Source organism: Gammaproteobacteria bacterium, from assembly GCA_013214945.1.
Lineage (GTDB): Bacteria > Pseudomonadota > Gammaproteobacteria > Enterobacterales > Psychrobiaceae > Psychrobium.
In genome coordinates, this window is the sequence record JABSRT010000008.1 from 163,069 (window position 1) to 186,029 (window position 22,961).

19 protein-coding genes are annotated in these 22,961 nt (G+C 38.3%); 10 read left to right on the top strand and 9 right to left on the bottom strand.

Annotated elements, in window-relative coordinates:
- Positions 1-392 precede the first annotated feature (392 nt).
- From HRU23_08155 to HRU23_08180, 6 genes are all read left to right on the top strand, one after another.
- Positions 393-1,091 carry a hypothetical protein gene (locus HRU23_08155; GenBank protein NRA54101.1) on the top strand — a complete coding sequence of 233 codons (699 nt, stop codon included), beginning with the start codon at positions 393-395 and terminating at the stop codon, positions 1,089-1,091.
- Positions 1,092-1,143: 52 nt separating this feature from the next.
- Positions 1,144-1,581 (top strand): hypothetical protein, encoded by a 438-nt coding sequence (locus HRU23_08160; protein NRA54102.1) that lies wholly within the window; start codon positions 1,144-1,146, stop codon positions 1,579-1,581.
- Positions 1,582-1,815: 234 nt separating this feature from the next.
- Positions 1,816-2,832, top strand: coding sequence for a nucleotidyltransferase (locus tag HRU23_08165; protein ID NRA54103.1), 1,017 nt, complete (start codon positions 1,816-1,818; stop codon positions 2,830-2,832).
- Entirely contained in the window at positions 2,829-4,529 is a 1,701-nt protein-coding gene (locus tag HRU23_08170; GenBank protein ID NRA54104.1) for a ThiF family adenylyltransferase, read from the top strand. The genes HRU23_08165 and HRU23_08170 overlap by 4 nt, the downstream gene beginning before the upstream one ends.
- Positions 4,522-5,019, top strand: a complete 498-nt coding sequence (locus tag HRU23_08175) for a Mov34/MPN/PAD-1 family protein (protein ID NRA54105.1) — start codon at positions 4,522-4,524, stop codon at positions 5,017-5,019. Before HRU23_08170 ends, HRU23_08175 begins: the two co-directional genes overlap by 8 nt.
- Positions 5,009-6,076 (top strand): SAVED domain-containing protein, encoded by a 1,068-nt coding sequence (locus HRU23_08180; protein ID NRA54106.1) that lies wholly within the window; start codon positions 5,009-5,011, stop codon positions 6,074-6,076. The genes HRU23_08175 and HRU23_08180 overlap by 11 nt, the downstream gene beginning before the upstream one ends.
- Positions 6,077-6,976: 900 nt before the next feature.
- On the opposite strand, the gene HRU23_08185 is transcribed toward HRU23_08180, so the two are convergent.
- The 7 genes from HRU23_08185 to HRU23_08215 form a co-directional block, all read right to left on the bottom strand.
- The gene (locus HRU23_08185) at positions 6,977-8,686 is read right to left on the bottom strand and encodes a cation:proton antiporter (GenBank protein NRA54107.1); all 1,710 of its coding nucleotides are present in this window, start codon (positions 8,684-8,686) and stop codon (positions 6,977-6,979) included.
- 671 nt (positions 8,687-9,357) lie between these two features.
- Positions 9,358-10,824, bottom strand: a complete 1,467-nt coding sequence (locus HRU23_08190; protein NRA54108.1) for a tetratricopeptide repeat protein — start codon at positions 10,822-10,824, stop codon at positions 9,358-9,360.
- On the bottom strand, positions 10,821-11,474 hold the full coding sequence (locus HRU23_08195) for an energy transducer TonB (GenBank protein ID NRA54109.1): 654 nt from the start codon (positions 11,472-11,474) through the stop codon (positions 10,821-10,823). Before HRU23_08195 ends, HRU23_08190 begins: the two co-directional genes overlap by 4 nt.
- Before the next feature lies 1 nt (position 11,475).
- Entirely contained in the window at positions 11,476-11,877 is a 402-nt protein-coding gene (locus HRU23_08200) for a biopolymer transporter ExbD (GenBank protein NRA54110.1), read from the bottom strand.
- On the bottom strand, positions 11,867-12,250 hold the full coding sequence (locus HRU23_08205) for a MotA/TolQ/ExbB proton channel family protein (protein NRA54111.1): 384 nt from the start codon (positions 12,248-12,250) through the stop codon (positions 11,867-11,869). The genes HRU23_08200 and HRU23_08205 overlap by 11 nt, the downstream gene beginning before the upstream one ends.
- A 3-nt stretch (positions 12,251-12,253) precedes the next feature.
- Positions 12,254-13,600, bottom strand: a complete 1,347-nt coding sequence (locus tag HRU23_08210) for a MotA/TolQ/ExbB proton channel family protein (GenBank protein ID NRA54112.1) — start codon at positions 13,598-13,600, stop codon at positions 12,254-12,256.
- Positions 13,601-14,389 carry a DUF3450 family protein gene (locus HRU23_08215; protein NRA54113.1) on the bottom strand — a complete coding sequence of 263 codons (789 nt, stop codon included), beginning with the start codon at positions 14,387-14,389 and terminating at the stop codon, positions 13,601-13,603. It abuts the gene before it with no gap.
- A 491-nt stretch (positions 14,390-14,880) separates the two neighbouring features.
- On the opposite strand from HRU23_08215, the gene dapE reads away from it, so the two are divergent.
- Entirely contained in the window at positions 14,881-16,095 is a 1,215-nt protein-coding gene (gene dapE, locus HRU23_08220; protein NRA54114.1) for a succinyl-diaminopimelate desuccinylase, read from the top strand.
- A 203-nt stretch (positions 16,096-16,298) separates the two neighbouring features.
- Here the strand turns inward: dapE and HRU23_08225 are convergent, their stop codons facing one another.
- Entirely contained in the window at positions 16,299-17,696 is a 1,398-nt protein-coding gene (locus HRU23_08225; GenBank protein ID NRA54115.1) for an outer membrane protein transport protein, read from the bottom strand.
- A 628-nt stretch (positions 17,697-18,324) separates the two neighbouring features.
- Here HRU23_08225 and HRU23_08230 point away from each other — a divergent pair.
- The gene (locus HRU23_08230) at positions 18,325-19,122 is read left to right on the top strand and encodes a hypothetical protein (GenBank protein NRA54116.1); all 798 of its coding nucleotides are present in this window, start codon (positions 18,325-18,327) and stop codon (positions 19,120-19,122) included.
- Positions 19,123-19,294: 172 nt separating this feature from the next.
- Here HRU23_08230 and HRU23_08235 read toward each other — a convergent pair whose 3' ends face one another.
- Positions 19,295-20,122 carry a PEP-CTERM sorting domain-containing protein gene (locus tag HRU23_08235; protein ID NRA54117.1) on the bottom strand — a complete coding sequence of 276 codons (828 nt, stop codon included), beginning with the start codon at positions 20,120-20,122 and terminating at the stop codon, positions 19,295-19,297.
- Between the two features lie 315 nt (positions 20,123-20,437).
- Here HRU23_08235 and HRU23_08240 point away from each other — a divergent pair, with 315 nt between their 5' ends.
- The gene (locus HRU23_08240) at positions 20,438-21,115 is read left to right on the top strand and encodes a hypothetical protein (protein ID NRA54118.1); all 678 of its coding nucleotides are present in this window, start codon (positions 20,438-20,440) and stop codon (positions 21,113-21,115) included.
- 384 nt (positions 21,116-21,499) lie between these two features.
- The gene (locus HRU23_08245) at positions 21,500-22,798 is read left to right on the top strand and encodes a dicarboxylate/amino acid:cation symporter (GenBank protein ID NRA54119.1); all 1,299 of its coding nucleotides are present in this window, start codon (positions 21,500-21,502) and stop codon (positions 22,796-22,798) included.
- The last annotated feature ends 163 nt before the right edge of the window (positions 22,799-22,961 follow it).

Consider the following 22,961-nt stretch of genomic DNA (forward strand, 5'->3'; position numbering starts at 1 on the left):
GGTTTACCTCTGGGAAGATTGCGAGCTTTTGATATAAAAAACTTAATTATATTTAAAAAAAGAAAATATAATAAAGAAAACTTTTTTTCTCAAAATCTTTTTAATCAAATCTATTTTAAACACTAAGGACCCTACGAACCGTCCTGCGGACCCTCCTTCGGGTCGTCCTTCGGACTTGGCTGATTGAAAAATGACAGTAAGTATCTTGTAGTTTTTGTTGTTGTTCTTTTCGATAGAAAACCAGTGGATAATCCTGAAGCTATGAAATAGAGCAAGGTTGTCCTATCTGGAAAATGTCACTAACTTATTAATTTGACATTAATTTAACATTAATTTGACATTAATTTTTCGTGTGATACAGATGTAAGTATCACTAACAGGAATTAAAGGAAATGAAAAATTGGATAGTAATATCAAAGCCCGTCAAACAGCAATTTAAAGGGCTTAGTCGTTATCTCGCGTACCTCACTTCTGAGTCTCACAAAAATCACATTGGGAATACCACCATTATCCCGATAGTTGGGAGTGCAATTCAGGTTCAACGTAATATCAATAATGCAGTTATCCAACGAGATTATGAACGGGCTAAATCACGAAAAGGCGGTCGAAGCATTTCTTCATATGCACAATCATTCGTCCTATCCTTGCCTAAGTCAATTGAGCCAAGGCCAGATATTGAGGTTTGGAAAAAAATTAGTAAAGAGCTTGTGAGGACTATTTCATATTATACAACTGATAATATTTCTGATTTAAAAAACAACATTTTTATAAATTTGCATGATCAAGACAATCCTCATTTGAATATCGTAGTTTCAAAAGTCATTGACGGGAACGTCATAAAAGCGATTCAACAAAAAAGTATCGTAAATGCACTCAAAAAGACATTTAACTTTGCGATATTAAAGCACTTAGGGCTATCTCCCTCTGATTACAAACCCAAGACAAAGCGGGGTAAACGGTATAACACTGATTTTTATATGAAGCATCGTTCAGTCATCAATGCTATTGCTGAAAATCCTGCCCCTCAACTGGATTTTAAGATCCAAAAGTCAAAAAGCACAAAATTAAGACGCAGAGGTTATAGTTATTAGTAATTTTAATTATATACAAAAAATAGCTGAACAAATTTCTGATGAAATGGGAATGAACAATGTCGAAGATTGGCTAATCAAGGCCGTTTCTCTGTTGTTGGCTAGTTATCCTCTCCTTGTTGATTTTATCGCTTCTAAGGCTGGTTCTATTCCCTTATTAGACATCATTCAGTTGTTCTTCGAAGAAGAGGGTAGAAGACAAGGCTTGAACCAGCGAAAAGCATTGAGTTATTTAAGATCGCTTGGTTGGGAAGATCTTCAGAAACCAAACTTGGAACATTATTTGTTGGCTGGTCTAGCCATGTACATCGCGCTTAATTATTGCTTCAACCATAAGTACAACAAAAAAGAATATATACGTTGGGATATTGATTACACAGATGCATACAGAGCTTACTTACTGAGAGAATACCAATTAGGGCAAATCGATGATAAAACACCTCCGAAAACTGAAAGAATAAAACCTAACCTAGTATTTAATCTAAAATAATTTGATTTTTTGACTACCACTCTGGGTTTGTTTGAAAGGGATAAGTTCAGGTTGTTTTCATTCACTAACTCATATTTTGATTTAGATCAAAAACAGCCACTATCTTCCTTTTAAAAATGTTGTCACTTAAAGTATCTTGCTGTTAAATCGAACATATTAATTAATTATGGGTTGTTTTTTAGTCTTTTGCCCTAATTAATAATATTGTGATTAAAAATGATAAGGGATTATGCTGTGGCTATTTTAAAAAAAGAATTTGATACGTTTCATACTACAATTAAGCTAGGAAAGTATGAGGAGAATAAATCTCTTAGAGATAAAAGGGATTTATTGATTGATGAGTTAACCGAAGCTTTGAAAGATGAAAAGGTTCCTAATACAGATAAAAAGTTGACGTTCACTAAGTTCGATCAAGGCTCATACGCAATGAACACAGGCATCAAGCCGTATGATGATGACTACGATATTGATGTAGGTATTATTTTCGACATTACAAATGATGAATACGACTCGAACAAACTAAAAAAATTAATTTATGACAAGTTGAATAAACAACACAACAGAACTGTTGAATTCAACACACCATGTATTACTGTAAAATATGCAGATGGGTATCATGTTGATCTTGCTTTGTATGCTGATAATGACGCTGATTATCATATCGCGTGGGGTAAAGAGCATTCAAAAAAAAATAAGTGTTGGTACAAGTCAGAACCTAAGAAATTGACGAAATGGGTCAAAGATGTCTCTGCCGTCAGCAAAGAGTCTGAGCAGTTTAGAAGGGCTGTACGATATCTAAAGAAGTGGAAGGAAAAACACTTCGATAACAACGGGAATGTAGCTCCGCCCTCAATTGGTTTAACCATTCAGTCTAGAAATGCTTTTCATGATACATCTGGCTATCGAGAAGACAAAGAGTTAGATGCATTGATTAACATCGTAATTCAAATGAAAAACTCATTTACCTCTACGTTTCAGTTGGACACGATGTCTTTTAAAAACACGGTCACGGTGAATTTACCTGTAGAGCCGTATAAAGATGTTTATTATAAAATGACATTGAATCAGCTAGATAATTATTACCAAAAACTCGAAAATTTGTTAGAAGCACTTGAATCAGCCCAAACTGAAGAATCGGACTATCAAGCAAGTCTAATTCTTAGAAAAATTTTTGGTGATGATTTCCCATTGGCTGAAGATGCTAAAAAAACAGAAACTAAACCAGTTACTACAACTGGCAATAATGCATGACCAAATGCCAATTGGACAAGGTGATTCAAGAAGTTGAATCACCACTTGTACTTAATAGTACCAAAGTGGAAGATAGAGTTTATGATTTTGAACTGCAAGGGAAGGGGCGTTGCTGGAATGTTAGAGTAGACTGCTCATATGGATTTCCTTTTAAATTACCTACTGCGACCCTTCTAAATAAAGAAGTTATAGGCTCCATACCTCATGTTAATTTTGAAGGTCTAATTTGCGTAGAAGAAAATGACACTATATTGATCGACTACAATAGACCAATTGATTTAATGAGTTATTTTTTAACCGAAGTAGCTCAATTACTTAATCGAGCTTGCCTCAAAATATTTCAAGATGAGTTAACTGATGAATATGAAGGTTATTTTCAATCTTCAATATCATCAATCAATTCGTTTTATTTTGCGAATGATATTGCTGAAGTTATCAATCTGAGAATTGCTTATCGTAATAATTATCGAATGCGCTTTGCTGAGCCTATCTTACTATATGGGAATAACCCCTCACTTCCTAGACCATATAGTAATATTAGTGAGATGCAGTGCCAGTGTATCAATATTATTCATGTTCCTTTATCTAAATCTGTCCTTCCACCTAGTGCAAATAGTCCTATAACTTCAGAATATATTTTTCATATTTTCAAAAATGTTTCTGACTTGAATCAAGTTAGGTTAAAAAAATTATTGCATGGAGAAAAATCAAAAAAGCAGTTTTTCGTATTGTTTAGTATGCCGCGAAAATCTGGTGAAAGAAGTCAGTTGTTAATCAGGTTCACAATTAAACAACAATCAAATCACCCGTTAGTGCAGTTATCAGGCGAATGGACTACAAAAGTTTACTTGCTTAATAGAAACAATAAGTCGTATTTATTGGAGAGAGGTGGTGCTGAAAATGCCTTAACTTCGAAGAAAGTCGTTGTTATTGGATGTGGTTCTGTAGGAAGTGAAATCACGCTTATGCTTGCTAAAGCAGGAGTGGGTGAATTGATGTTAATTGATTATGATGCTTTGGAGCCAGATAATATCTACAGGCATAGACTCGGAGGTTCCTCTTTAAATTATATTCCAGAAAAGTCTTCTACAGTAGTCAAAATAAATTATAAAGTTACTGCTTTGGCATCGTTGTTGACAAGAGACTTTCCTTATATAAAGGTTAATGTGAAACCGAAGACATACAAAAAACTGATAAAAGATACGGACTTTATTAATGCCGATATTATAGTTGTTGCTGTCGGAGCACCCTCGGTAAGCTTACAAATTAATAAGACTCTGAAAGAGAATAATTTTAAAAAAGTAGTCTTTTGCTGGAATGAAGCTGCTGGGCTAGGTGGACATTCTGTTTCACTAGACCTAACTGAATCATGTCTTGAATGTTTGTACTCAAATCAGATTAGTTTTTCAATGAGTTGTTATTTAAGCTTGCTTGAACCTGGGCAAAACATTTCGAAAAACTTAACTGGATGTGCAGGAGTCTTTACTCCTTTTTCATATTTAGACTCGTCACAAACGGCAGTTATAGCAGCTAAACAGTGTATTAATATGCTACTTTACAATGAAAAATCTATTGCGTCATCTTGGAAAGGAGAAAATAAGTCTAACCTTAAAGTAACTCCTAGGTATCATTCAATGTCGCTCAACGAATCCATCAAATTGACAAACCAATGCGGATGTAAGGTTTGTAATGGATAAAGAGTGGAAGATTGAAATACCAAATTTTGGGTGTCTTAGAATTTGCCCTAGATTGCTAACAAATCTACGAAAATATAGACAGTTGCTTCCCTGTTCTCCTGAATCTGGGGGAGTGTTGGTAGGAAAGTTTTTGAATTCTGGAGGATCGTTATTGATAAATGACTTCACCCCACCTCAAAAATCAGATAAACAAAAAAGGTGTTTATATTATCGTTCAGATGCCCATAACAAATTAGTTCAGCAAATTTGGACTGATTCAGACCACTATTCTACGTATGTTGGGCTGTGGCACACTCATCCAGAAGGTGTTCCTAATTACTCTTCAGTCGACAGGCGCGATTGGATGAACGCCTTAAATAATTCTAAGTATGAAGGTAACAAACTATATTTTTTCATTGTCGGTCAAACACATATAAGGAGTTGGGTAGGAACGAAAAAGAGATTTAATAGTACAATAAATTTACTAGGAGAATATAAGTTTGAAAAATAATGCATGGGAAAGGTTAAAGTGGCTATGGCTTAGCTATTTGGAAATGAGAAAGAAAGCATACCCCTTAGCGACTCTAGGAACTAAACTGATTATTGCTTCATTGAGTGTTGTATCTATTTTTAATTTGGCAATTAGGGCAACCATTCCTGAAGGTTATATTATTAATGATGTGACTTATTCGACAGGTGAAATTTCTCTATATTCGATGCTGTTAGGTTTTATTACACTGATTGTTGGTGTCATGCTAATTCACGCGGACATCCGAAATTTGGCTCGAAACACAGCTAAGGTACTTATAACTGGTATGAAAGGAACCTCAGTCCGATTTCCTTCTGAATTACTTTCAAAATCTGAAAAACGTGACTCTAGAGAGACAGTACAGTTAAGCATTTCTGAATCTGATAGCTCCTCCTTGGAAGATCAAATTTCATTATATAACTCTGAATTGGCTGTAGGGTTATATAGTCGTTTTATACTACATAATGATTGTAATAGAGTTTACCTTGGCGGTCTTGCCAGAGTACCTTTTTTAGTTGCTTATGGTGCTTGTTTCAGAGCTGTTAGTACTAAAGTAATTTATTTTGACAAATTCCATCGGAATAGTGAATGGAAGCTTCTCAATGATGAAAGCGATCAATTAACTTTTGATAGTTACGATATAAGAAATATAAAACCAAACTTAAATGGTGATATAGGTATAGCTCTAAGTTTTAGTAATGAAATAAAAAGTTTCCATTTGCCTGAGTCTATCCGAGAAAACACAATAATGATGACTTCGGGAAATAAAGTTGAAAAAAACTTAATTAAAAATCAAGAAAATTTGCATAGTCTTACCGAATCGCTCAAAGCAATTATTGATAATCTTTCTATACTCGAAGGTTGTAAAAAAATTCACTTATTTTTGGCTGTACAGTCTACATTTGCTTTAGACATTGGTAGACGATATCAAGAAGGTACTCACAAAAATTGGGTGATTCATAATTTCAATGCCGCCGAAGGGAAGTACGAATGGGCAATTGAAATTTCAAAAACTGGTATAACTCAATATAATCATTAAGAGTTAGAAGCTTAATATATTGGTTAAAATCTACTTATATTCTGATAAAGGGATAAATCTATTTTGGATCTATTTTGGATCTGTTTGTAGTCCTTATGAGTCCCTTTTAGTACTTCGCTTATTTACAGAGCGTAGACTATACGGGACTTGGTGTTCCTCATAGCCCCGCTTCTAGGGTTCGACTCCCACACTCACCGCCACTTTCGTAAAGCCCTGATTTAATAGAGATATTAATTCGGGGCTTTTCATTTTAGTCATATTCTAGTCATTCTTCACCGGTGTGCGCATGCAAGCCCTCTGTAATCCCCCCGTAAATTAACAACAGCTAAGATTTATTCCTCTGGAGGTCTAAAATAGTTATCTCAATTACACTTGAATAATATTTGTCCACCAATAATATTGATTAAAAATTAGTATAACATCGTAGTAGCAAAGCCTCAGTCCCCGCGATGGGCGAAGCCTATGGGATGAAAATTCTCGTTGATGATGCCCTGTTAGTCACTGATCCTGTTTATATTTAAGCTGGTGATCACCGCCATTTAATTATGCTGTACCACAAGCAATACGCGCTAAGCAAATTGAAATATCTAGATTACCGAGAAGACAGCAACGTGATTGGCGTCTGTAATACTGATATTATATCGGTTGTATTAATCTAGTGATAATTGTTAGGTCTATTTCTAATGTATCGGCTATTTTTTAGTTACACAAGATTGGCCAAGCGTCGAATGATTGATTTGGGTTGTTACTCACTCTTTACGGTTGAATTTAATGCAGAGATGAAGGCTTTCAATTTACTTTGCATTAACTGAACAAAAAACACATATTTACCTTTACCATTTTTGTAGTAAAGAAAAATTAACAGCGCTCGAGATCATAAAGAGTACGTGCTTAGTAAAGTTAAAATTTGTTAATCTTGTTTTTATTTTCTACTCTTGGCTCATGATCTATTTTTACACGATTTTCTCTTCTAAAATCGCGTAGGATAGCTTCTTGTTTCTTCTCTTCGACACCAGCTGTTATGAGTGCAATTCCTGCCAATTCTAAACTGGCTTCTAAAGATTCAGATATAGTCCCAGTTGCTCCAAGTTTTTTCAATTCATAGCAATGTTCTATGCTATGACAACAGACATAAATATTTTTCTCTGGATGTGCTTTTCGAAGTGATGAAACCACTATTTCAGTAATATATCGGTCATTAAGTGCAACTATAATTATCTCGGCATTACTTGCACCGACGGAGGTAAATATCTCAGGCTTGAGTACATCACCGTAAAAAACATGATGACCGTTTGTTTGCGCTTTGTTAACGATTAATGCATCGGAGTCTAATGCGACAAAAGGTATGTTTGCAATTGATAATATTTCAGCTATTTTCGAACCCTTACGTCCAAATCCGGCAAGTATTACTGGGACTACGTCCGGTTTGTTTTTACTAATCATTCCAGTAACAGCCTTCACATTAGTAATAAGATGAGCGAAATAAACTAATAATGGTGTAGTAAGCATACTGAGAAGAACAATAAGTAATAGTTGTTGAAATAATTCACTAGTTAAAAGTTGAGATTGGTGGGCTAAGGAAAAAATAACTAAGGCAAATTCGCCACTTTGTGAAAGAGTAAGTGCAATGGCGAAACTATTTCTTGCTTTAAATTTAAACAGGTAAGCTATAGGGAAAAGTACTCCTGATTTTATAATTATTAATAAGCACATTACTCCAAGTATGGGTATTGGGTACTCAAGTAATAAATTGACATTAAACAACATCCCCATAGACATAAAAAATAGTCCTAGTAGTAACCCACGAAAAGGCTGTATTTCTGCCTTTATTTGATGCTTGTAAGATGAATCAGAAATAAACAATCCCGCTAGAAATGCCCCCATAGCCATAGAAAGTCCAGCATACTCAGTGACGAGAGCTGTACCAAGTACCAAGAGAACAGCAGATGCGGTAAAAACTTCTGAGTTACCTGACAGAGCAATGCGATGAAGAATGGGGTGTAATAAATAACGACCCAATACAATAACTAGCCCAAGGATCAGTAAAGATTCGACCAACGCAAGTCCAATATCTTTGCCAATACTAAATTCTGCCATCGCTAATAATGGCACCAAAGCTAAAAGAGGAACTACTGCAAGATCTTGAAGTAATAATATTGCAATGGAAGTTCGCCCATATACCGACCTAAGTGATTTTTTCTCAGAGAGTAGTTGAAGTACAAATGCTGTTGAAGAAAGTGCTAGAGCAGGGCCCAATATGATCGCTGCTTCCAATGGGAGATCAAATAAAAGATATCCTACGCCAGCGATCAAGGAACCAGTAACAGAAACTTGAAGAGCACCCAAACCAAAGACTAAGCGCCTCATTTGCCATAGGCGTGTTGGTTTGAGTTCAATGCCTATGAAAAATAGGAGGAAGACAACACCTATTTCTGAAAGGTTTCCTATTTCACTGATGTTACTAATCAGACCGAGTCCATATGGGCCGACGATTATACCAGCGATTAGAAACCCCGGAACAGCACCTAGTTTTACGGCTTGAAAAAAAGGAACAGTAACCACAGCGGCTATTAATAAATATATGATATCAATGAGATAGGCAGTTATCATAGTTGCAACTTCGAATGGTCAAGAAATTGTTGTTATCGAATCATAGTTCTTTCCTACTCGCGCCGCAAATTAGTCTACTGTTTTGTCCCTTGACCCAAATTTTAATTATTATGTTCGCTTTCGGCATTTTAGTTTAGCAGATCAAAACTACTGCCCCTGTAGACCTGTTGAATATATTGGCTATATTAGAAAAAACCACCTTACAACAGCTTTTAAGATTGTAATCACAAAATACCCTAAAAGCTGTCGTTTGTTTATCGAGTAAACAGTTTTGGAAGTTCTTAAAAAGTTGCTAATGGCTATGACGATTTAAGTTTTAATAAATTGTCTTACTTGAGTTCATTTATTAAAGTGGTATTGAAATTTGGATAAATTAGTGTCTGAGGTTGCTCTTGAATTACTGGATGTGAACGTTGGATGTGGATGTTATTTGCTAGGGTGCTTGCACCAGCTATACCGTGTTTATGGGATAAACTCACGACAAATATGAGGTGTTGCCAGCAAGCTCGCTTTTGTTTAATCCTATTATTTTTAGCGCAATACACAGGTTTAGTAGGCAGCTAAAATCACCCAATACGAGTTGGTTTTAGCTGCCTGTTCCCTGAACGATTATTGCTAATTAAGGTTACGATTAACCGTATAATTTCCCTCGCAATAATCGTTTTTATCCGTTAAATTTGACTATTATTCATTCGATCTAACAAACGAATGTTTTGCACCAAATCTTGTCTAGATGGGTTACGTTTTAGCGCTTTCCTCAACAAATCAGCCGCTTTTTGGTAATTTTTTAACTCGATATAAACTTGAGCATGACCGACATAAGCGCGTTCGGCAAAGGCTCTTAAAGTGGCGGCTCGTACAAATAACAATTGGGCCTGAGTATAATTTTTGTGCTGTTGATAATGTTCAGCTAAAGCAATTAAAGCGCGTCCGTTGGTTGGTGCTAATTTGATCGCTGCTTCATATAATTTGGTGATTTGGCGCTTACTTTTACCAGGTATACTGGCTTGATGTAATTTCAGTTGACTTCTTTGAACCTGGGTTAAGTATTTAGCGTATTTGGCACTATGCTTTAACATTTTCTTCGCTTCTGACCAGTGTTTTTCATAGATCAACCAGCTAAGAATTGATTCGATAGCCTCGAAATTCTCACGATTTTTACGACGATTACTTGAGGGTTTTTTTAACAATTGACTCATTAAATCGGCGGCACGACTGACGCTACCATGGTTTAGGTGTAATTGTGCAGTGGCAATTAAATTGTCGGGATCTTTGTTGCCTAATCTAATCGCCATTTCCATGCTGGTTAGTGCTTCTAGCGGGGTGTTGTCATCAAGGGCTATTCGGCTTAGTTGTAACCACAGACGCGTGTTATTTGGCGTTTGTTGCAACATTTGGTTGATCATGGCTTTGGCTGCATGGTTGTCTTTAGCCGTGATAAAACTGTACAGTAAGCCTTGTTGCCATTGCTTATTGTCGGGTTCAAGTAGTAAGGCTTGTTTATAGCCTGCAATTGCTGACCAAGGTGTACTTAGTTGTAGATTAATATAGGCCAGATAACCATATAGCTGCGCATCCCCTTCACCTAAAGTGATAGTTTTTATCAAGTGTTTTCGCGCAGCTTTATAGTTTTTTTGTTGAATGTAAATAACGGCTAGGCTTTTATGAGCCCGAATGAAATCGGGTAGCTTGGCAATGGCTGCTAAAAAACTCTTTTTAGCACTATTATTTTGCTTTAATGATAATTGTATTTGTCCTTTAACTTGTAATAATGCAGGGCTTAATGACAGTAGCGGCTCTGGTTGATAATCAGGTTGTGTTGATTGCTTAATCGCCCTTAATGCGCCGGTATAGTCTTTTTTATTGAGCAGCGGTTGTAATATTAAGGCTAAATTTTGCTCTGCTGGTAATAACTTGGCATCACGTTGTAACAGCGGGTTATTACCAGTGGTCATGGTCCAAACAGGCGCTAATTGCTTTATTTTTATGTTATTTATTTGCAGTGGCTTTCTTAGTGGCTGGCTACTTAATTGAGCATTAGCAACCATTGGACAGCTAGCCAATGTAAGTAAGGCGATCAACACTGAACGTTGCCATACTACGATCGCAAACGTTGATATTAGGTTATTTTTCATCATTTTTTAAACTCCACAGGCCAAACAAAACGTGCGCGCACGGGTTGACCATTTTTTGTCGGCACTGAAAAACGTGATTTTCGAATTAGTTTATGAATTGAATTAAGTAATGCCTTATAAGGCATTTCTTTAATGTTAATTAAGGTGATATTGCCTTGCTCATCGATAAAGACATCAAGGGCGACTATCACTTGTTTTATCCCTTTGCGCGCTAAACTACGCGGAAATGTTGTCTTAACTTTCGTGAGTAATACCGGCATAGTGTCCAATTCACCCAGACCGAATGCTTGCCAGTCAATGGCTAAATCTAAATTGAGATCACTGGGCGCATGGTTAAAGTCGGGCGGTGATATCATCGGGTTAGGCGGTTGTTTGATGGTCAGCTTGGTTAAGTCGATAGCCGGACCTTTACCTGCCGCGTTTAACTCGATGGTGGGTTGGTTTTGCTTGGTTGGTTGGCTAATGGGTTTTGGTGGCGGTGGTGGCGGGGTAAATGCTTGCGTGATATTACGCACCATCACTTTTGGCTCGTATTCACTCGCAAACCAATCACCAGCGAAAATACCCAGTATTGCCAGCGCCATCAAGCTGCAACTCGCGATAAAGGCTAAAATATGACAACGATTTAGTTTACTTGTCCTTGGCTGTGTCATATTAAATCGCCGTGGCAATATTGACTGAACTCGCGCCAGCGAGCTTAGCTTCATCAATGACTTGAACCAATAGTTCAGTCATCACTTGCTTGTCAGCCTGAATAACAACAGCACGTTTTCTTACTTTGAGCAGTTGCTCAATAGTATTACGCACGCCAGCGACCCCAATTGAGGTGCTGTCATATACGACATCACCTTTGCTGGTTATGGCGATCATGATGACCGTATTTTCAAGACGTTGCGCCGAGACTGCCTGCGGTTTATCGATTTCAACACCGGTTTCTTTGACAAACACCGAGGTTACAATAAAGAAGATTAACAGAATAAAAACCACGTCAAGTAATGGTGATAAATCGATGCCATTGTGCGTTTGCTCTAATCTTTGCTGTAAACTAGCTCGCATGGACGACTCCTTGCTTAGAGATTAAATGTTTAACATGGCCCAAGAGTAGCCAAGCAGGGATCGCGACCACTAAACCGAGTTGAGTGGTCCATAACGCATCGGCAATACCTTGACTTAAAGCGCCTGATTGATCCAAAGTACCGCCTAATGACATGGCATGGAAAGTATCAAGTAAACCACTAATCGTCCCCAACAATCCCAGCAGTGGTAGTGCGCCAATGAATATTTCGGTTGAACCAATCCATGAGGCATCTTTAAGTTGGTAGCCCCCTGAATACACGCGAATAATGTAATAGGTCAGTAACTGATAGCACACAAAGCCTAACGCTAAGATGCTCCATACAATTGGGTTATCAAAAGAATGAAATGACATGATCTATTTCTCGATTGCTAGTTGACTTAAATTCACACCACATGACTCTAATTCGCCGTAGTACGTTTTAACGCGTCGAGTGAGTAATGCATGAAGTAATAATGCTGGTATCGCTACTACTAATCCTAACTCTGTGGTTACTAACGCTTGTGAGATCCCGCCAGAAACGGCTGCAGGATCACCCGCGCCAAACAGGGTCATTAATTTAAATGTTTCAATCATGCCGCTGACCGTACCGAGCAGACCTAACAAGGGCGAGACCGCAGCGGTGATAGCGATGGCGCCAAGCCAATAATCGAGTTTGTGTTTATTACCCAGTAAATTGGCGAATAAGCGATCATCTCGTATTTGACCAATCTCACAGTGGCGTGCTATTTCGACTAACTGTGCTTGCATTCCTTTAGCTTGTGCTAGTAATGATTGGATTGCGGCCGCTTTATCATCAGCTTTGGTGATTTTTTCAAGCTGCGCAAAACGTTCGTTAAATGCGGGGATCAACTTAGGCAAACGGATAAATTGAATGGTTTTGGCTAGTGCAATAATTAATGCGAAAACACCAAAGAATAAAATCGGAAATATCCATATTCCGCCTTTACCGACGTGATCAATAATTGATTCTTGCTGGCTATTAATTTTAAACGCACGAGTCAGGGTTGGATCAAAAGAAATCATCCCAGTACCGGTATTCATTAACTCGATTAAACCAGCGCTATCTTGCGTTGATAAGGTAAGTTCTGCTTTATATAAGTTGTCCGCGCTGGTGTCGTCACTTTCAATTTGACTAATAAAGCCTGCATTTTTTGCTTCATTGTCGACATACCAAGTAACAGGGCCTAACGCTAAAATTTTAGCTGATTGCAACTTACCCGTTGGCATAACAATGCGCTTAGTTTGCCAAGTTGGTGCAATTTTATGGTTAATTGTTACCAAGTGCTCCGATAACCAAGCTAATTTTTCTGCTGCTGGTACTTTTGGTGAGAAAGGCTGCTTTGAGATGTTGTGATTAAAGCGACTTAAAATATTCTGCTGATATTGGTTTTGTTCATTCCAGCTTTTTAGGCGCGCTTGTAATTGTTGCAAGCTTAAGGTTTTTTCATCTTGCAGACGCTGCGAAACTTCAGCTTGATTTCTTAACTTGATGACTTTTTGTTCTTGAGCTCGTAGTTTTCTTGCCAATGTTGAGCGAACTTTAGCGAGCTTATTTTGGCTAGTCACTAGTTTTTTTTGTGCCACTTTTATATCTTTTAACAGCCCGTTGATTACTCTACTGTTGCTAACTGCAGCATGACTGGAGAAGCTAACACTTGAAAAGCAAATGAAAGAAACAATAATAATAGCTAACTTAATCATTTATTTGCCACCTGATAATGAAATAGGTAATTCTAAGAATTTCGCTTCGGTTTTGCGGTCAATCATTGCAATGGCACTCAATATTGTTTCATCATCAACGGTGTCATCGCTTAGCCATTGCCAGCCTGAAGGGGTCGGTTGTCCACGTCCCACTAGGCGGCCATCAAGCGATACATACCAAGCTTGCGCTAAACCGAGATAGAGCTGATGAACCATAATTTCGGTGTCGCCATCATTGGTTGGCAAAATTAATGCTGATTGGACATGACTAATCCGTTGGTCAAAATCATGCAGTTTGTCCAATAGCTCTAATAGGGTGCTAAGGCGCGCTGTAGTATCAGCGGTTGAGAACTCTGCTTGTGATAGTTTGTTGTGCCATGCTTTGCGTAACGGTGGGGGCAGTTGCGGTTGCAGTTCGGCAATCAACTGATAATAATCGACCAATGAGGTTTCTAATAAACCGTGCTGTGCTTCCATTTCATTTTGAGACTGCAGCAGTTGAGAACGTTTTTGTTCAACGTCAGAATCACTGACGCTGGCGCTACTTAAATCTTGTTCAAGTTGCCTTTGTTCTTGTTTTAATAACGTTAGCCTTTGTTTTAATAAAGGTTGCTCTTGATGCCAGTCGTTGAGCATTGCATTGCGTTGCTGCTCTAAGGATACCCATTCTTTAATTAAGCTATCTGCTTGTTGTACGTTGTTTGTTTTAGCAGCAACACTGCCAGAAGATATTAATAAACCCAACGCTGCGGCGACAACGCTACGAGTTAAATTCCTTCTTTTTTTCATGACTATCCCTTCAATTAGTTAACTAACACTGCTCTGACTATTATGATTCAGTGTGGGCGAAATTTGCGAGGATTGTAATACGAATGATTTGGCTTCACAATGATTTGCGTGTTTATTAATCTCTAAGCCTGATTAATAAACACGAGACAAGATTTTCGTGTCGTATAACAATCTGTTTTTAATATAAAACGTATTGCTTAGGGATAAGTTTAAAGAAAAAACATAATCAAAGTCATAAAGAGGAATAATTAAGCATATTTAGTATTTTTTAACTAATTGACGTTGAATTTATAACTGCCGTTATTAAATATTTAATGCTTGGCTTCGTCATTAGTAAGACCAACAACTTTATTAGAGGGAAGTGTGCTTTCATATTCGATTAAGCAATCAATGGATAATGGTCACTTAACTGGAGTTTTGGTGCCGCTTGAGCCGGAAAAACAACCACTCGAATAAAAAAATCAGCAATTGGAAAACAGGTATAACAGTTTATGGAACAAGCGTTAGTTTTAGATAAATCGATTGCAGTCGATCCCGAGTATCCCAGTGTTTTAGATAATGACAGCATTGAAGCTGGCTTGCGAGCCGTCGAGCTTACACAGGCGATGGTGCGTTTTCCTTCTATCACTCCTGACGATGCGGGTTGTTTTGAATATTTACAAACCTTGTTAGAGGGGCTGCATTTTGTGATTGAAGAGGTGACGGTTAATGGGGTAAGAAACTTAATAGCCAAACGAATTTTTGGACAAGGTAAGCGTTTTGCATTTGCCGGTCACATTGATGTCGTACCGGCTCATCATCAGGAACATTGGAGTGCGGCCCCTTTTGCTGCCGCGATTGTTGACGGTAAGTTGATTGGCCGTGGTGTGGTTGATATGAAAGGCGCCATAGGTTGTTTTATTGCCGCACTCGAGTCAGTAAGCGAAAAACTAAACAGTGGTGTACTCTATTTTTTATTAACTTGTGATGAAGAGGGCGAGGCCGAGTTCGGTACTCGGGTGATGGTTGATACTTTGAATGAGCGCCATGAACAGCTTGATATGTGTTTAATTGGTGAGCCAACAGGTAAAGATAAGGTTGGCGACATTATCAAGGTAGGACGTAGAGGGGCAGTATCAGCTCGGGTTTTTTTTACGGGTAAAGAAGGTCATGTTGCATACCCTCATCAGGCGATCAATGCGGTGCACATTGCGGTAAAATTCTCTGTATTATTAAGTGAATTATCCTGGGATAAAGGCACGGAAGAAATCCCGGGAACTAGCCTGCAAATAACCTATATTCAGTCCAGTGATTTTTCAGATAATATTGTGCCAGGTGAATGTGAAGTTAGGTTTAATATCAGGTATAGCCATAAATATTCACAAGGTGATTTAGAAAAGATAGTTGCTCAGCTGTTAGCGAAAATGAATAGCTCTGCGGATGTAACATGGGAACGCCCCTGTATTCCTTATCATACTCAGGGCACCGAACTGATCGATATTATCAGCCAAGTGGTGTATGACGAATGTTTGAACTTGCCGCTACAATCTGCCAGCGGCGGCACTTCTGATGGACGCTTTATTGCCAATAGCCATACCCAAGTTGTTGAAATGGGTTTAACAAACGGAACTATCCACCAGGTGAATGAGGGAGTTGATTTAACGGAGTTTTATACCTTAACTCGCTTGTATGAGAAAATAATTTTAAAAATTCATACTGCTGGCTAATATCGTCTTTTAATCATTAGTCCGACCCTAAGAAACCAAGATGCTTGATTAGTACTGCTAAATCGAATTTTGAATTGTTGTTATAATGATTGCATCGGCGATAATAGCTTATCTATCTCAGCATCAGTAATTGGTATTATCAGCCCTAACATACTAATAGGGCTGATAAGTTATAAATGTGACAATTAAACTAAGTTCGATTGTTACAAGTTATAATTAAACTGCAACGAGACAACATAGGCGTTAATGTTGTAGTCGGCCTGATAATAGTTGTTAAATAAAGCGACGTTTTGCACATTATACTCATTATCATGCACAGACGACTCTTTCATAAACATTACGCCGGTCGCAAAATCGATACTCCATGTGTCATTTGCTTGGTAATGACCGCCCACGGTTAACCAAGTGCGGTCATTGGCCGGAATTCGCGCGCTGCGATACTTATTGTTAACCGGTGAAAAGTCTTTTGCTATTCCGCTTTTTAAGGTCCAACGTTGATCGAGCTGATAGGTAATACCCAAAGCGAATGCCCAAGAGTCTTCCCAATATTCTGGAATGTATCCAATGTAACCAGTACTGTTAAGGTTCTGTGCTTGCTCTGTGCTGGCACTAATGCTCGAACCTGTATCCGTAGAAATAATGGAAATATCAGTAAACTCGCTCCATTGCGTCCATGTAGTCGTGAACTGGATAGATAACTCAGGGTTTATTTGTTTATCAAGGCTAAATACAATACTGGCTGGCGTATCAAGGCCCAAGGCCGATTCTTCAGTTTTTAGTGAGGTTACTGACGGTACGCCAGGGCTGTTGTATACCAAACCGGTACTATTGGTCACAGGAGTGTTGGTAATGGTTGAATCACCTTCAAGCGTGTAACTTACCGCCGAATGATAACTCAAGGCAACAGCTAAACTATCATCAGATTGATAATGGATGCCAAAGGTATAACTGGGTTGGATATCGCTGCCTGATACTTCATAAAAACTGTCACAGAAGCTATCAAATATAGCATTGGCTTCACACAAGCCACTGTGATCTTTATATTTACTTAAAGTACCACTGGCAAAGTTCACCCCGATAGCACCGCCTAACGACAACTTATCATTTAACTTCCAACTAACAGCAGGTTGTAGCGTAATGACTTTTAATTCAGTTTGCTGAGCAAAATAGCGGCCGACGAAATCATCGTCATATTCACTGCTGGTGGCATAAGGCACTGCAACGGAAAGACCAAAACCTAGTGTATCGCTTAGAGGTTGGTAATAATGAAAATGTGGAATGAGAGACACACTGCCCAAATCCTCTTGATAGTCACCAGTAACAGCGGCCCCGTTAGCACTGGCCGCACTGGCGTTGGTTAACTCACCGTCTACTGCAATGACATTAAGTCCGACCACATATTGGGCTTGACCTAATTTAATTAAAGCGGCTGGATTAGTAAAACCAACACTGGCATCAGTGATTTGGGCACCACGACCAGCATAGGCATTACCCATGGCGCTGGTAGATTGTTCAAACAATTTGAAACCAGCCGCATTGACGGGGTTAGCCGCTGACATTATTGCTAAAGTGATAAGAGAATACTGTAAAGTCTTTTGCATACATCTACTCATTGGAGTAATTACTCAAGGTGGCAGAATATAGCGAATCCTTAGGCCAAAGTAAAAACAAATTAAACACTTGTATTAAAAATGTTAAATGTAATCACATATGTGGACCAACATAAGCAGGAATTTGAATGTAGATTATTGCTGGGGTGTAATCCTACGCTCAATTCTAAACATACTCTGCTGTATAATTATTAGAACAGAAAAGCACAGCACAGCAGTGCTGAGGTAGTTAACAGAACTATGTATTCTAATCGATAGTCTACACTTTCGAATCCAAGATCTTTGAACCGGATGATTATTTATAAAAAGTGATAATTGGGTCGTATTTGTTATTATTAAGTTACCAGATCTGACTCATTCTAATTATTTAGGTCCTTATTTACTCTAACGGGATGTAATGTTACTGAGTGATAGCGGTGTTTTTCAATGTAGTTATAACGGCTCAAAGGGGAACAACATGCGATATGTGTTTTTGTTGGTTATATTAGTATTTTCAATATCAACCATTGCTAAGCCGGTTATTATTATCCATAGCTACCACGTCGATTTTCCATGGGTTCAGCAATATCGAGCTGGTTTTTTTCAACAGATATCCACTACTGATGTCCTTGAGTATGAGATGGATACTAAACGCCAGCCATCTGAAAAGTTTACTGCAATTGCCAAAGGGGCTTGGCAATTCATTAAACAAAATAAACCTGCTGTTGTGGTCTTAGCAGATGACAATGCCTTAAGAATGTTAGGGCCGAAACTAATTCGGCATAATATACCGTTAGTCTTCCTCGGCATAAATGAGAACCCACGTCGCTATATTTCACTCTTAGGTGATGTCTCGGGAGTACTCGAACGCCCTTTATTAAAACGCTCGGTTGCTATGCTTAAAAAAATTGATTCAAGATATAGAAAGATTAAAATTTTGATGGACAAGAGTTATACATCTCTGGCAATTCTAGAAACATCGTTAAATAACCGTCGCTCACAACGAATATTAGGCATTGAGGTTGATACAAAAATTGTCGATAGTGCTCAACAGTGGCGACAAGAAGTATTAAAGAGCAAGGCTCAAGGGTATCAGGCAGTTATTGTTGCTGTATATGCTGCCTTAACAGATAGCACTGGGGCGACATTGTCAACGGATAGGTTAAGTGAGTGGTCAAGCAAGTACTCGCCAGTACCGTTATTTGCATTTTGGTCGTTTTCTGTGGCTAAAGGCAAAGCAATTGGCGGTCTAACTATCAGCGGAAAAGACCAAGGGTCTGAAGCGGCCAAAAAAGTTAATCATTATATTAATCATGGTGAATTCACCAAAATAGTAACCGGAAAACGCGGCAATTTTCTATTTAGTAAGTACGAACTAAAACGATGGAATATTAAATTGTCAGCTGCGATACGTCAGCAGGCAACGTTTGTAGACTAATTGGATCATGACGCTATTGCTAATGAAAATAATAGTTTAGAAAATTGATCAATGTTAATAGTTTAAACATATTATTTAAATAACAGAGGTATTGGGTAGAAGCTGAGTGTTGCGCAATCTAATTTTTCCATAGGCTGCGACAACATCCCTGTTGTCGCAGCCTATATTGTTACTAAGCCTTGAAGCGGCGAACGCTTAATAACATCATCCCTAATCCAAACAATGCAATGCTTGTTGGTTCAGGCACCGTGGTTAAACGCTCCGTGGAAATGGTAAAACCAAATGGAATAACATTTGACTGTTGTTCGACAGTGGTTAAGCCGATACAACCAGACGCTGCGCCAGCGGCAGCACAAATATTATCATCAAGAATACTCAAAGCATTATCATCGGTGATAAATACATTAACAAAATAATCTAACTCACCGTCGCTGTCACCCGCGTCATAAGAAAAATTAAAGTTAGGTAAACCACCAATTAATACGAAAATATCATTACAAGGTGTGGGGCTTGAAGCATCGGCGCAGGTACCACTATTGAGTGTTTCAGCAAATAGAATATCAAAAGCAAATGATTGATCGCCTAACGCTGGATTATTAGGCGAAGCAGGCTTCAAACCAATTGTTGTTTGCATCGTGGCACCCGTTAAGGATGTGCCGGTAATTGGGTTATTATTATGGGATAGATCAAGCGATGTACCGATAAATGCAGCGGATGGGGTACCGCCACCATAATAGGTATCAACTTGGCCAGATGCATTGCTATTGTCGATAACTAAGCTGCTTTGGCCTGTTCCTGTGGTCGTCCCCCATGCTAGGTTAGTCGCTGAGGTTGTTGCGCCGCCACCGGTAAACGACGAGTTAGTAAATTCACCTACTATATTGTAATCCCACGTGATTACGCCTGCTTGGGTTGAGGCAGTAGCGACTGCCATTGCTGTACAAAGCAGCATAACTTTGGCGCTTTTGGGTAAAAATGTACTATTTTTGATTAAATTCATAATATCTTCCCTAACTTATGGTTAATGTGTTTGCGCTCAATGACATCTAACTAAAGAACGAATTCAAATATTTTGTAATTTCCATTAAGCATAATTGGGGCCAAGTAATAATTACGATAAATTTCAATGTGTTAAGTTTTGAGGTGTTAAGTTTTTTCAGAAAAAATTTAGTAAGTGTAAAAAAAACAGACAGTTTCGCTATCGAATTTAACGAAATCCTTTAACGTTAACTTTGTCTGATTTTGGTTTTAAGCTAAAATGTAGCGCATAGATAGCTAATAACTTTGTTTTTAGCGTTAGAGTTTGAGGATATTGATGAGTAAATTTGTTGCGTTAATTTGTCTGTTATGCAGTTTTTTCGTTAAGGCGCAAACTTTTGTTATTAATAGTGCGGTGATTGAGAGCCATCAGACGCCTAAGTCAAAATACGCTCAATTAATGTTGAAAGAGGCTTTTCATTCGCTCAACATTGACGTTGAATTTCGCTATCGACCAGACAAACGTTCGATTGTTGAAACTAATAATGGTCATGCTGATGGAGAGTTTGCGCGAATAGCTACTATTGTTGACGACTACCCTAATTTGGTTGTGGTTCCAGAATCACTTGCACAAATGGATATCGTTGCGTTCACAGCGCAACCTAGCATTAATCTTGCGGGTTATAAAATCGAGCAGCATAATTATAGCATTGGTTACTTGTCTGGCTGGAAGAACCTAACGGACATATTAGTTAACTATCCTAATAAGAAAGCGATTGGTGAATATAAAACGTTGTTTAGACTGTTGGCACGTCAGCGGATCGATGTCTTATTATTTACCAAAAATGCAGGAGAACAAATACTTGATGCAATGGCTCCTTTACCCTATCAACGTTCGCCGGTGTTGTTTACCTATCCTGTTTATTTAGTGATTCACAAAAAACATGTAGATTTAGTACCCCAGTTAGCAACTAGTTTACGGCGACTTAAACTTAAATATTCTACTAACAGATGACTAAGCTAGCCTGAACGAATGTTGTTTTGGTCCCTTGGACGTTACTTATAACAATTTAAAATAGATTATTTCCGCACTGTTATTCTATTTTTTTTGTGATCAGACCAGATCAAAAAACACTTAACACTTATTGATTATTTCACTTGCTATTTCTCGATTTTCCTAAGGTAAACTCAGCTCTGTGTTGTATATTTTAAAAAATATTAAGCCGAATAATCCATTCCATTTTTAATTTAGTACGACATAGTAGAACTCTAAATTTAGTCGTTTTGTTCTATATTTTTGATGCCAAATAGAACATGGCTCACTTTCGATTTTCATTTCCTGCCTTGTTTTATATTTAGCCTACCCTTAATGCGATAATTATAATATTGGAGATTTACAATGAGTTTGACAGTGAAAGTTCTTATAGGAATGGCGCTCGGTATTGTCGTAGGTTTAGGCATTAATTTAACGGGGCTAAATGCAGAAGGCGGTTTTATTGATGAGTTTGTCGTCAATGGTCTGTTTCATGTTATTGGGAAAATGTTTGTTAATGCACTGAAAATGTTGGTTGTACCGTTGGTTTTATTTTCGCTGATTGGTGGTGTGTGCGGAATTGGCGATATAAAACTGCTAGGGCGTATTGGCAGCCGCTCATTCGGCTTGTACATGTTAACTACAGCTATTGCTATTGCAACTGCGATTGTCATTGCCGCAGGATTAGGCATCGGCAAAGGCATGAATGCTACAACGACAGCAGAATTTACGGGTAAAGATTCACCGCCACTGACCCAGGTATTAATCGATATCATTCCGACCAACCCAATTGATGCAATGTCACAAGGTGAAATGTTATCAATTATCTTCTTTGCGATTATGTTCGGCTGTAGTTTGCTGATGGTCGGAAAAAAAGGAGCTGGAGTTATTAGCTTTATTGAAACACTTAATGATGTAATGATGAAGATGGTTAGCATCATCATGTTAATGTCACCGATTGCTGTTTTTTGTCTAATAGCCAAGGCAATGGCAAATTTAGGCATGGATCTACTGTTCCAGCTAGTTAGTTACGTGCTGGTATTAATCGGTGCTTTGTTGTTCCATTTATTTGTGACGCTGCAAGTCGTGCTAAAAGGCTTTTCGGGCTTGAGCCCGGCTATTTTCTTAAAGAAAATTCGTAATGCTCAGGTATTTGCTTTTAGTACATCAAGCTCAAATGCGACTATTCCAGTGACACTGCGTACGGTTACTGAAAGAATGGGCGTTGATAATTCGGTTGCATCATTTACGGTTCCTTTTGGGGCCACCATAAATATGGACGGTACCGCGATAATGCAGGGCGTTGCGACGGTATTTATTGCCAACGTTTATAATGTTGAGCTTGGCGTTGCTGGTTACCTTACGGTCATAATGATGTCGGTTCTTGCTTCAATTGGTACTGCTGGCGTACCTGGCGTAGGTCTGATTATGTTGTCGATGGTCTTTGCACAAGTGGGGTTACCCATGGAAGGCATTGGTCTTATTCTAGGGGTTGACCGTTTGCTCGATATGGTTAGAACTGCGGTTAATGTTTCTGGCGATGCTGTCGTATCAACAATCGTAGCAAAAACTGAAGGAAAATTAGACCTTGATGTTTTCAACGATCCTAGTGCCGGCACTGTCGATAGTAGTGAGCCTATACTCGTAAAACCAACACCTGCATAATTAATGTAGGTTTGAACTACGCTTTAAAATAAAATGAAGGAACTCGCATGCGAGTCCCTTCATTTTATTCATCGTGATAAACACGGCAGCTAACTTCATACCGAGCATGCTAAAATCAAAGTTGATAGGTGTATAACTGAGACTGTAGAGGTCTATTACGTCA